Annotated in this window: 13 protein-coding genes; 3 read left to right on the top strand and 10 right to left on the bottom strand. The window is 69.9% G+C overall.

Annotation, left to right across the window (positions count from 1 at the left end; translation table 11 throughout):
• A partial coding sequence (locus H0X00_RS16120; protein WP_293772811.1) for an acyl-ACP desaturase occupies positions 1 to 859 on the bottom strand: 859 nt, incomplete at its 3' end.
• A gap of 190 nt (positions 860 to 1,049) precedes the next feature.
• On the opposite strand from H0X00_RS16120, the gene H0X00_RS16115 reads away from it, so the two are divergent.
• A complete protein-coding gene (locus H0X00_RS16115; RefSeq protein ID WP_293772809.1) occupies positions 1,050 to 1,229 on the top strand; it encodes a hypothetical protein in 180 nt (59 codons plus the stop codon).
• A gap of 84 nt (positions 1,230 to 1,313) precedes the next feature.
• Here the strand turns inward: H0X00_RS16115 and H0X00_RS16110 are convergent, their stop codons facing one another.
• The 9 genes from H0X00_RS16110 to H0X00_RS16070 are packed head-to-tail and all read right to left on the bottom strand — an operon-like array spanning position 1,314 to position 10,111.
• On the bottom strand, positions 1,314 to 1,883 hold the full coding sequence (locus tag H0X00_RS16110) for a hypothetical protein (RefSeq protein WP_293772807.1): 570 nt from the start codon (positions 1,881 to 1,883) through the stop codon (positions 1,314 to 1,316).
• A 23-nt stretch (positions 1,884 to 1,906) separates the two neighbouring features.
• Positions 1,907 to 3,163 (bottom strand): MlaD family protein, encoded by a 1,257-nt coding sequence (locus H0X00_RS16105; protein ID WP_293772806.1) that lies wholly within the window; start codon positions 3,161 to 3,163, stop codon positions 1,907 to 1,909.
• Positions 3,160 to 4,164 carry an MCE family protein gene (locus H0X00_RS16100; protein ID WP_293772805.1) on the bottom strand — a complete coding sequence of 335 codons (1,005 nt, stop codon included), beginning with the start codon at positions 4,162 to 4,164 and terminating at the stop codon, positions 3,160 to 3,162. Before H0X00_RS16100 ends, H0X00_RS16105 begins: the two co-directional genes overlap by 4 nt.
• Complete coding sequence (locus H0X00_RS16095) at positions 4,161 to 5,225, bottom strand: MCE family protein (RefSeq protein ID WP_293772804.1); 1,065 nt, start codon at positions 5,223 to 5,225, stop codon at positions 4,161 to 4,163. Before H0X00_RS16095 ends, H0X00_RS16100 begins: the two co-directional genes overlap by 4 nt.
• The gene (locus H0X00_RS16090) at positions 5,219 to 6,205 is read right to left on the bottom strand and encodes an MCE family protein (protein ID WP_293772803.1); all 987 of its coding nucleotides are present in this window, start codon (positions 6,203 to 6,205) and stop codon (positions 5,219 to 5,221) included. Before H0X00_RS16090 ends, H0X00_RS16095 begins: the two co-directional genes overlap by 7 nt.
• Positions 6,202 to 7,203 carry an MCE family protein gene (locus H0X00_RS16085; RefSeq protein WP_293772801.1) on the bottom strand — a complete coding sequence of 334 codons (1,002 nt, stop codon included), beginning with the start codon at positions 7,201 to 7,203 and terminating at the stop codon, positions 6,202 to 6,204. The genes H0X00_RS16090 and H0X00_RS16085 overlap by 4 nt, the downstream gene beginning before the upstream one ends.
• A complete protein-coding gene (locus tag H0X00_RS16080) occupies positions 7,200 to 8,426 on the bottom strand; it encodes an MCE family protein (protein ID WP_293772799.1) in 1,227 nt (408 codons plus the stop codon). Before H0X00_RS16080 ends, H0X00_RS16085 begins: the two co-directional genes overlap by 4 nt.
• Positions 8,423 to 9,265, bottom strand: coding sequence for an ABC transporter permease (locus H0X00_RS16075; RefSeq protein ID WP_293772797.1), 843 nt, complete (start codon positions 9,263 to 9,265; stop codon positions 8,423 to 8,425). The genes H0X00_RS16080 and H0X00_RS16075 overlap by 4 nt, the downstream gene beginning before the upstream one ends.
• Complete coding sequence (locus H0X00_RS16070) at positions 9,266 to 10,111, bottom strand: ABC transporter permease (RefSeq protein WP_293772795.1); 846 nt, start codon at positions 10,109 to 10,111, stop codon at positions 9,266 to 9,268.
• A 114-nt stretch (positions 10,112 to 10,225) separates the two neighbouring features.
• Between H0X00_RS16070 and H0X00_RS16065 the strand changes: the two genes are divergently transcribed.
• Both H0X00_RS16065 and H0X00_RS16060 read left to right on the top strand, forming a co-directional pair.
• Positions 10,226 to 10,627, top strand: a complete 402-nt coding sequence (locus H0X00_RS16065; RefSeq protein ID WP_293772793.1) for a hypothetical protein — start codon at positions 10,226 to 10,228, stop codon at positions 10,625 to 10,627.
• A partial coding sequence (locus H0X00_RS16060; RefSeq protein WP_293772791.1) for an NAD(P)/FAD-dependent oxidoreductase occupies positions 10,624 to 11,406 on the top strand: 783 nt, incomplete at its 3' end. The genes H0X00_RS16065 and H0X00_RS16060, both read left to right, overlap by 4 nt.

Here is an 11,406-nt window from a genome sequence, read left to right as displayed (position 1 = left end):
GGTAGGCGTCGAGCTCCAGGCGGGCCTTTTCGCCCTCGGGGCCGAACTCGCGCTCCCAGATGCGCCACTGGTTGAGCACGGGCATCACGACGTTGTCGCGATGCTGGCGGATGTCGTAGATCCCGGCCAGGGCGATCTCGAGGGCCTTGCGCTGGAAGCCGGGCAGGTCGTAGCCGGGCATCTGGAAGCGCTTCACGACCTGGAGGATCGCCTGCATGCTCCGGTCCGGGGCGAGGTCCAGGGAGGCCTCGAGCAGGGCCCGGTAGAAGACCATGTGCAGGTTCTCGTCGGTGGCGATCCGGGCGAAGAGCTTGTCGCCGATCGGGTCCTCGGTGGCCTTGCCCACGTTGCGGTGCGAGACGCGGGTGGCCAGCTCCTGGAAGGAGACGTAGGCGATCGAGGCGATGGCGTCGCCAGGGTTGTCATTGGTGAAGCCGACGGCCATGTGCTCCATCCGCTCGCGCTCCAGCGCGATCGGGTCACAGGCGCGGGTCACCAGCAGGTAGTCGCGGATGGCCTGGCCGTGCCGGCCCTCCTCGGCGGTCCAGCGGTGCACCCACTCGCCCCAGGCCCGGTCGCGGCCGAACAGGAGCGCGATCTCGAAGTGGTAGCTGGGGAGGTTGTCCTCGGTCAGCAGGTTGACGGCCAAGGCGGTCGCGACAGCCGGCGAGACCTTGGACTGCTCGCGCGACCACGCCTCACCCTCGAGCAGGCCGGGGTAGTTCCGGCCTTCCTCCCAGGGGATGTACTCGTGCGGGAACCACTCCTTGGCCATCTTCATGTGGCGCTCGAGCTCACGCTCCACCACAGGCTCCAGCTCAACCAGAATCGCTTCGTCCGACAGCGTCTCAACGGTCATAACCTAAGGTTACGTAACCGTAGGTACGGTTGCCAACCTACCGCGGGGTGAGGCATGTCTCGCTGCCCTGCGTCAGGCGCCCTCGACACTCGGTGATCTCGGTTGTCGCGCACCAAAACTGCATGCCAAAGCTCGGCCATGACTGGGCGCGCCGCGTTAGACAACTGGACATTTCGGGCACGATCGCTGCATGTCGCGCCACCGCTCCGAGTCGCTGTCGGTTATCGGCAGCTACGACGAGGAGCCCGAGCCCCGGCGGGTCAGCCGCTCCTCGGCCCTGCTGTTCGGCCTGGCGCTGGTCTGCGCCGCCGTGACGGTGGTATTCGGCATCTGGATGGCCGGCGTCGTGCCCGCCGCCTCCATCGGCTGAACCTCGCTGTCGCGCTCCCGCGCCAACTGCTCCCCCCGCAAGGGCAAACGGACCGGCAACTGACGGTCCGCCACATCCGTTGCTCTAGAGCAAATCAAGCGAACTGATCAACCAGCGCCCATCCTGTTTCTCCAGCCCCAGGCGCATCCGGGTCCGATCGAGCCGGGGCTGCTTCGTGGAGTCGTTGGTGACCGTCTGGTCGACGAAGAGGATCACCTGGGCCTCCCCGTTGCCGTAGCTGACCAGCCCGGCGTTCAGCACCTTCCCGCTGGCCGTGCCGTGCAGCTTGGTGATCAGCGTCCGCAGCGCCTCGCTGGCCACCGTGTACTCGCTCTTGAACGACCCGGTGGAGTTCGCCATGACGGCGGCGAAGTCCTGCTCCAGGCGGGTGTGGTCGTAGCTGGAGAGCGTGGTCGCAAACGACTCCGCGGCCGCCAGGGCCTCCCGCCGTTCCGAGGAATCCCGGTGGTCCGAACGCACCTGCAGCCCCAGCCACACCGACCACAGCAGACTCGCCGCCAGCGCCAGCGCGAGCAGCGGCACCGGCCGCGCCACCGGCCCCAGGCGGCCACGACGCTCCCGGCGAACCGCAGCAGCGTGGGAAGCGGCCGGAACCGGATCGGCGGCGGCTGGGGTGGGGGTCTTCTCGGACATGGCCCGCCGATCGTAGATGGCGCTCAGGACTGCACCAGGGCCAGCAGCAGGGCGAGTGCGCCGGTCATCGTGCCGCTGGTCCGGATCGGGCCGATGGTGTAGCGGTTGCCGCCAGGAAGGGTCACCAGTCCGGTCTCCGGGTCGTAGGCCAGCAGCATGGTCGGGTACCCCGGCGCCCCCGGCCCCGAGGCCGCCGGTTTCGGCGCGTTCTGCGACCCGCGCACCTGTGTCCCCGGCAGCGGGTTCGAACAGGTCCGCTTGAGATTCGGTTCCACCCGGGTCGGGTCGACCGGCGTACGCCTGGCCCCGCCGTAGCTGCAGGTCGGGTTGTTGGTCAGGTGCAGGTCGATGCGCAGCTTGCCGTCGCGCGCGGTGGTCTTCAGCTTCCCCGTCGCGTCCGGGAACGCGATCACCAGGGCCTCCAGCGCCGGCAGTCGCGCGGTGATCAGGTCGCCCGGGACCACCAGGTTGCCGAGGAAGGCCCCGATCGGGGTGGTGAGGGCAGTGACGAAGGTGTCGATGTCGGCGACCGCACCCGGGCCGGTGTCGAGCAGATTGCGCACCGGAGCATCGGTCTTGCGCAGCTCACGGGTCAGCTTGCGCAACGCGGTGGTGAAGGTTTCGAAGTCCCCGGACAAGGCGTTGGCGGTGTCCAGGTTGGTCCGCGCATTGGTCAGCAGGCGCAGGGTCGCCGGCAGGCTGCCCTGCAGGGAATCCACCAAGGCGGACGAGGAGTCGATCAGCCGCCCGAGCTCGGCGCCGGACCCGTCGAGGGCCTTGGCCAGTTCGTCGACGACGACCGCCAGGTCCTCGGAGTTCACCTGATCGAGCAGCTTGGTGACGTCCCGCACCACCGCCGCGGTCGAGATCGGGATCGCGGTCCGTTCCACCGGGATCACGTCGCCCGCGCGCAGCACCGGTCCGTCGTTGCGCCGCGGCCTCAGGTCCACGAACTGTTCGCCCGCCGCCGACAGGTTCGCCACCACGGCGTCGGTGTCGACCGGGACCTTGGTGCCCTCGTCGAGACGCAGGTCGGCCACCACTCCCCCGGGCCGCAGTCGCACGTCGGTCACCCGGCCGATCAGCTTGCCCCGGTAGTTGACCTCCGAGCGCGGGTAGATGCCGCCGGCCTCGCTCAGCTCGACGTGGACGGTGAACGGATCCTTCCCGATCGGCAACCGAAGGATGTTGATCCCGACGTGGTAGACGCCGACGAACAGGACCAGCAACACAGCGAGGTTGGCGACCAGGGTGCCCCGACCGCGCATCAGCCCGGTCATCGGGGGCCGCCCTTCTGGCGGTCCGTCACTCCAGGGGTGCCCAGCGACGAGTCGTTCAGATTCACGTCCCCGGTCAGGTAGTCCCCGGGGGTGGCCTCGTCCAGGAAGGTGCCGAACCGGACCAGCTGGCGCAGGGTCGGCGCCACGTCGTCCGAGATCGAGATCAACGCGTCCAGCACCGGTTGGATCTCGCGCAGGGTGGCGACCAGGTCCTCCCGGGACTGCCGCACCACCCGGTCGGCGACGGTCGCGAAGCCCTGGAGCTTGGCGAGCAGCTCGGTCAGCCGGTGGGTGTTGTCGGCCAGCAGCTGCGCGGCCGGGGCGGTGTCCTTCAGCGCTGCCAGCAGGGTGTCGCGCCGGGTGGCCAGCGTGCCGGACAAGCCATCGAGCGCGTCCAAAGTGCGGTCGATGTCGTCCGAGCGTTGGTTGAACGAATTCAGCACCGAGGTCAACGAACGCAGCAGCCGTCCGGTGTCGCCGCGCTTGGTGTCCAAGGCCTGGTTCAGCTCGGTAATGACGGTCTTGAGCTGACCCAGTCCGCCCCCAGTGAGCAGCAGGGACGCTGCGCTGAGCAGGTCCTCGACGCCGGCGGTGGTGCTGGTCGCCGACAGGGGCAGGGTTGCCCCGTCGGCCAGCGTGGTCGTGCCCTGGCCCGGGTCCAGTTCGATGAAGCCTTCCCCGAGCGGGGTGGTGATCCGCAGTTGAGCGGTGGCCTTGTCCGTCAGCGCGATCCGGACCGGGATCCGCATCCGCACCTGAGCCACGAAGTCGCGGGTCTCGATGGCAGTGACCCGGCCGATGTCGACGCCGTCCACCCGCACCCGGGCCCCGTCCGGCAGTTTGAGCACGTCGGCGAAGACCGCGGTGATCTGGTAGTTCGGGCTCTCCACGCCGCCGCCAGGCTTGGGCAGGTCGGTCAGGGTCGCGCCGCACCCGGCCGGCACCGTCGCCAGCAGCACGGCACCGAGCACGGCGGTCGCGACGCGCGCAGCGGAGGTCATCGCCGCACCCCGTCCGGTCCGAAAACCTCGGACAGCGCGCCGATCGGCTTGCCGCGGTTCGGGCAGAGCGTCCCGAGGGCGTCACAGATCTGCTGGGCGGCAACCGGGTTGAGCAGATTGGCTGCCGCCGAGGCGTTGAAGACCAGGCGGTCGGAGCGCGGGTCCACCGCCCGCGACAGGTTCTGCAGGGTCAGCGGCAGCACGTCGATGGCTTCGGTGAGTTCGGCGCGGTGGTCGTTGAGCACCGCGAGCACGGCCGTCAGATCCCGGAGGCTGGTGCGGACCGCACCGGAGTTCGTCGTGACGAACGTGCGCACCTCGGTCAACGCCCCGGTCAACGCCTCGAGGGTCGAAGCGAGCAGGGCACCGTTGTCGGCGAGCACCTTGGTGGCCTGGGTGACGTTGCGACCGAACCGCCGGACGGTCGCGTCGTTCTGGGCGAACGTGGCGGTCAGCCCGTCCAGGCTGCGGATCAGCGTGGTGAGGTCGTCGCGGTCCGCGGACAGCGTGCCGATCACTGTCGACAGCCCGGCGATGCCCTTGTTGATCGCGGTGCCGTTGCCCTTGAGGTTCTTGGCGGCGACGCCGAGCGCGTCCTGGATGGCACCGACGGTTCTGGCGTCACTGGACAGCGAGTTGGCCAGCCCGTCGAGGGCCTTGATGATCCGGTCGAACTCGACCGGGGTGCGGGTGCGCTCGAGGGGGATCACGGCGCCGTCGGCCATCACCGGCCCGGAGGACCACACCGGCGTCAACTCCACGTACCGGTCGGTGATGACGGTGGGCGGGATGATCAGCGCGCCCGCGTCCGCCGGGACCTTGAAGTCGGCCGGGATGGACATCGAAACGGCGACGCTGGTGCCCTGCGGCTCGACGTCGGTGACGGTCCCGACCGGCACGCCGAGCACGTCGACGTGGTTGCCGGGGAACAGCCCCACCGAGTCGGTGAAATGCGCGGTGATCGTGATGCTGTCGCCACCGAGGACGCCACAGCCCCCGCCGGCCAGCAGGACAGCGGTCACGGAGGAGGCGGCGAGCACGCGTAGCAGCCGGCTCAACATTGCGCCTGCGGCTTGCAGAGGAACGAGTCCGGGAGCACCGCGTTGGGCCCGTTCGCGTCGACGTAGGGCCCGTTGCCACCGGCATTGGCGAAGTACCTCGCGGCGGGGCCGAGCAGGACGGCGATCTTCTGCAGCGCCTCGTCATTGGCCCGCAGGGTGTCCAGCACGATGTTGAGGTTGCGCAGCAGCGGAGTGATCTTCTGCTGGTTGTCGCTGATCACCCCGGTCAGCGCGCGGGCCAGCGCCCGGGTGTCCTGGAGCAGCTCGCGGATCACCGCCCGGCGCGCGGAGATCTCCGCGAAGATCGCGCTGGCCTGCTCGAGCAGGTCGACCAGGGCGTCCCGGTTGGCGTCCAGGTTCGAGGTCACAGCCGCGGTCTGCGATATCAGTCGGTCCAGCTGGTCGCGACGGGTGAGCACGACGTCGGAGAGCCGCGCGATGTTGTCGACGGCCTGCCGTGCGAGCGCCGGGGTGTCCCGGAAGCCGTCGGCGATCACCCGCAACGCCTGCCGCAGCCGGGCGCCGTCGAGCTGTTCGATCGCGGGGGCACCGGCCTCGACGATGTCCTGGATCTCGAACGGGACCGTGGTGTTGGTGATCGGGATCGTCCGGTTCGGCAACGGCTCGGCGCCGGCCGGCGTCAGCCCGAGGAAGTGGGTGCCGAGCAGCGTCGCGATCTTCACGTCGGCCCGGGTGTCCTTGCCGAGCTTGACGCTGTCGCCGACCCGGAAGCTCACCCACACCTTGGCGTCGCGGATCTTCAGCGAGGTCACCTTGCCGACGCCGATGCCGGCCACCCGGACCTCGTCGCCGGCCAGCAGACCACCGGCCCGGGCCAGTTCGGCGTGGTAGGTGGTCTTGCCCAACGCGAGCCCGCTCGGCACGAACAGCATCCCGGCCAGGATCGCGATGACGGTCACCGTCGCGATGCCGGTGGCGCGCGGCGTGCGCGGCAAGAACCGGAGGACGAACTTCTTCATGCGCACACCTCCGAGTTCGCCCCGGAGTTGAGCACCTTGGAGTTGTTGACGACCAGGTTGCAGATGTAGATGTTGATCCAGGAGCCGTACTGCATCTGGCGCGCGAACGCGGCCAGGGCCAACGGCAGGCCGCGTATCGCCGCACCGAACGGTTCCTTCGCCTGCGCGTAGGTGGCGACGACCTTGTTGAGCTTGTCGAGGTCGGTGCGCAGCAGCGGGCGGATGTCGGTGAGCAGCCCGGTGGTGGCATCGGTCAGATCGGCCAACGCGGCGATGGAGGAGCCGATCTTCTCCCGGTCCTGCGCCGCGGCGTCGGCGAGGCGGCGCAACTGCCCGACCAGGGCGTCCACCTCGGCGTCGCGGGATCCGACGTCGGTGGCGACCTGCGCGAGGTTCGTGATCACCCGCCCGATCACCTCGTCGCGGTCGGCGAGCTTGCCCGACAGTTGCGCCGTGGTGCGCAGCAGTTCGGTGATGCTGCCGCCCTCCCCCTGCAGCACCTGGACCAGCTGCGCGGAAAGCTTGTTGATGTCGTCCGGCGCGAGCACCTCGAACAGCGGCTGGAACCCGTTGGTGACCACGGTGAGGTCGAACGCATTCTGCGTCTGCGTCAGGGGAATCTCGCTGCCTGCCGGCAACGGCTCGGTCGCGCCCGTCCCCGGCACCAGCGCGAGATACCGCTGCCCGATCAGGTTCAGGTACCGGATCGCCACCCCGGTGCTGCGCAGCACCGGCTGCTCGGCCTCCAGCGTGAACTTCACCCAGGCGACATTGTCGCGCAGCTTGACCGCGTCCACCCGGCCGACCCGGACCCCTGCCACCCGCACGTTGTCCCCGGAGTGCAGGCCGGAGGCGTCGGAGAAGGTCGCCGAATAGGAGATCGTCTTCCCGGTCAGGGTGTTGGTCAACGTGTTGTAGAGCAGCGCGCCGATCGAGGCGGCGAACACCGCGAAAACCAGCAACCGGATCAAGGCACCGCGCACGCTCGAGGGGCTCATCGCGAACCGTCCGGAACCACCACGGTCTGCCCGCGCAGCATCGACCCGGCCAGCAGCAGCCCGATGTCACCGCTCGATCCCAGGCCGGCCTCCAGCGCCGCGAGCACCTGGGCCAGCGTGACCCGCTCGCTGACGCTGCCGACCGGGCCGATCCCGCCGTAGAACACGGTGCGCAGATCGCCGGCGCCCGACCCGCCGCCCGAGCAGTTCGGGCCGGCCAAGCCGGGGTACCGCGGGCAGTCGGCTGCGGTGTACGACGGCAACGGCGTGCCGGAGAGCTGGGCGTCGATGCCGATGCGGCCCGTGTCGGCGGCCAGTCCGCCGAGGAAGGCACCGAGATCGACGAAGCCCTGGGAGAAGGCGTCGGAGTGGGCGCCGAGCACGCCGACGATCTGCCGGGTCTGGTGACTGACCCGGATCAGCCGGGCCTCGTTGTCCCCGATCAGCTTGCGCGCGTTCGCGGTCAGGCCGAGCCCGCCGCCGAGCAGATCGAGGAACTGGGACTGCCGGTCCACCAGGGTGCGGGCCAGCACCAGGACGTCGTCGACCGAGTCGAGCAGGGAGGGCGCCCGGCGGTTGAGGTCCTCGGCGAACTTCGCGAACGCGGTGATGTCGGCCTGCAGTGCGGGCAGGGCCGGCGCCAGCGCGCGCAGGTAGGTGTCGGTCTTGCCGACCAGGTTGCCGATCGCCTCGCCCCGGCCGTCCAGCGCCTGCGACAGCGCACCGAGGACGGTGGCCAGCTTGCCCGGCTCGACCGCGGACAACACCCGGTAGAGCTTGGCGAACACGTCCGCCAGCTCGACCGTCTCGGCCGAGGTGTCGGCCGGCACCCGGGCACCCCCACGGATCGGCCCGGCGCTCTGCGCCGGCAGGACCAGGTCGACATAGGACTGGCCGAAGAAGTTGGCCGGCAGGCTGCGCGCGGTGACTTCGGCCGGGATGTCCCTGGCCTTGCCCGGATCCAGCCGCAGTTCCACCTCGGCGCCGGACTTGCCGGTCTCGCGCTCGATGCTGCCGACCCGGCCGACCAGCACCCCGCGCATCTTCACGTCCGACCCCGGGATCAACGCGTCGCCGGTCTCGGTGAGCATCGCGGTCACCGTGACCCGGTCGGTGAAGGTGCCGGTGAACTGCGCGAGCACCAGCGCGACCGCCACCGCCATCACGGCGAGATACGCCACCCCGCGGACCATGAGGTCCCCACGACTCGGCTCGAGCTTCATCCGGAGATCCGCACCCCGGGGTCGTAACCCCAGAAGGCCAGGGTCAGGAACATGTCCGTGACGATGATGACGATGATGCTGGCCCGGATGGCCCGTCCGGTGGCCCGTCCGACACCCTCCGGGCCGCCCGAGGCGAAGAAGCCGTAGTAGCAGTGGATCAGCGTCGCCAGCACGATGAAGATGGCGACCTTGATCGTCGACAGCACGATGTCGAACGGGTTGAGGAACGCCAGGAAGTAGTGCTGATAGGTGCCCGCGGACTGGCCGAAGAACGTCGTCACCACCATCTGGGTGGCGAAGTAGGACCCGAAGAGCCCGACGACATACATCGGCAGGATCGCCAGCATCGACGCGACCAGTCGGGTGCTCACCAGGTAGGGCACCGGGCGCACCGCCATCACCTGCAGCGCGTCGATCTCCTCCGAGATCCGCATGCTGCCGAGCTGGGCGGTGTACCGGCAGCCGACCTGCGCGGCGAAGGCCATCGCGGCGATCAGCGGTGCGAACTCACGGGTGTTGGCCAGCGCGGAGACGAAGCCGGCGAACGGGGCCAGCCCGATGATGTCCAGGCCGGTGAACCCGGCGATGCCGACCGAGGTGCCGACGAACGCCGACAGCAACAGCATCACGCCCATGATCCCGCCGCCGACCAGCAGCGCCTTGCCCCAGCTGATGTCCGACAGCAGCCGGAACACCTCGCCGCGGTAGTGCTTCAGGCAGTACGGGATGTAGGCGATCGCCTTGCCGAAGAAGGTGGCCTGCTCGCCGAGACCGGCGAGGCTGTCGCCGGCCTTGCCCGCGCTTCGACGGGCCCGCGCAGCGGGTGAGATAGCCACCACTCAGACCACCACCGGCGGCGCGATCATCAGGTAGGCCTGGGTGATCAGGATGTTGGTGCTGAACAGCAGCAGGAAGCTCAGCACCACGCACTGGTTGACCGCGTCCGCGACGCCCTTCGGTCCGCCGCGCGCGTTGAGTCCCTTGTGCGCGGCCACGATCGCGGCCAGGAAGCCGAACACCGCCGCCTTGATCTCGGCGACGATGAAGTCGCCGGGGGTCGCGAAATCGGTGAAGGAGTCCAGGTACGCGCCCGGCGTCCCGTGCTGGACGTAGACGTTGAACAGATAGCCCGCCAGGACACCGGTCATCGCGACGATGGCGCACAGCAGCACCCCGACCACGACCAGGGCGGCGACCCGCGGCGCGACCAACCGACGGACCGGCGAAATGCCCATCACCCGCATCGCGTCGATCTCCTCGCGGATGGTCCGCGAGCCGAGGTCGGAACAGATCGCCGAACCGGCCGCGCCGGCCAGCAGCAACGCGGTGACGACCGGGGCGCCCTCCCGGATCACGCCGAGCCCGTTGACCGCACCGACGAAGGACGTCGCGCCAACCTGCTGGGCCAGGCTGCCCACGTTGATTGCGACGATGACCCCGAACGGAATCGCGACCAGGACCGCCGGCAGCAACGAGACGCTGGTGACGAACCAGGCCTGCAGGATGAACTCCCGCCAGGGGAACCGACCCCGCACCAGGTCGGTGACGATGTAGCGGGTGCTGGCGATCGACAGCGAGGTCAGGCGCCCGACCGTGATCAGTCCGGTGTCGATCGGTCCCGGTAACCGCACCGGCGCCCGGCGGCGGCCGCGTGCCGCGCGCGCGCCTACCGGGACGTCGGCCATGGCCTGCCTTACAGGTGGTGCGGAATCCCGCGCGGGACACACAGGACGATTCGCCCGACCCTAGTGGCCCGTCCCGTCGCCTCGACAGCACGCCGCGGGCGAGATGATGCGGACATGCCGACGGCGGGGTACTCGGGCAAACCAGTGCCGACCAAGCTCGGGCTGAAGCCCGGGATGCGGGTTCTGCTCGTCGATGCGCCGGCCGGCTTCCAGCTCGTCTCCGACGAGATCACCGTGCTCACCCGTGCCACCGGCGCAGCGTTCGATCTCGCGTTGGCGTTCTGCCCGGACGCCGCGACGGTCCCGAAGCGCTTCGCCGCGTTGACGGAGAAGATCACGACCGCCGGCGCGCTCTGGATCGCGTGGCCGAAGAAGAGCGGCCCCCTGGCCGGCGACGTCGGCGAGAGCGACGTACGAGAAGTCGGACTGGCCGCCGGGCTGGTCGACGTCAAGGTGATCGCCATCGACGAGGCCTGGTCGGGCCTCAAGTTCGTCCGGAGGTTGAAGGACAGATGAGCGAGCGCGCCGACGTCGTCGTCATCGGCGGCGGCCACAACGGCCTCGTCGCCGCGACCCTGCTGGCCCGGGCCGGGCTGGATGTCGTGGTCTGCGAGGCCGCCGACACCCTCGGCGGCGCGACCCGGACCGAGGAGGCCTTCCCCAAGGTGCCCGGCCTGCGCCAGTCCACCGGCGCCTACCTGCTCGGACTGATGCCGCCGGAGCTGATCGCCACCCTCGGTCTCGACCTGCCGGTGCTGCGCCGCGACCCGCACTACGCACTGCCCGCCCCGGCCGGCTCCGCCCTGCCTTCCTTATTGCTGGGCGCGGACGGCGCCGCGAACGCGGCGGCACTCGAGGCTGCCTTCTCCCCCGCCGACGCCCGCGCCGATGCGGCGCTGCAGGCCGAGCTGGCCCAGCTGCGCGAGGACCTCGCCCCGGCCTGGCTGGCCGAACCGCTCACCCTCAACGAGACGGCGGAGCGCTACGTCCGCCCCGCCCTGCGCGACGTGTTCGTCAACGCCTGCCGGGGCTCCGTCGTCGAATACCTTGATCGTTTCGGCTTCGCGGACGAGCGCCTGATCGCGATGTACGCGATCACCGACGGCATCTCCGGCCTGACGGCCGGCGTCGACGACCCAGGCACCGGGCACAACTTCCTGGCCCACAACATGGGACGCCTGCCCGGTTCCGACGGCACCTGGATGGTCGTCCGCGGCGGGATGGGCACGGTGGCCGCGGCCCTGGCCGGCGCCGCCCGCAGCGCGGGCGCCCGGCTGCTCACCGGTGCCGCGGTG

The organism is Sporichthya sp. (assembly GCF_013815995.1).
Classification (GTDB): domain Bacteria; phylum Actinomycetota; class Actinomycetes; order Sporichthyales; family Sporichthyaceae; genus Sporichthya.
Note: the sequence above shows the minus strand (reverse complement) of the source record. Positions and strands in the feature narration are given on the sequence as shown.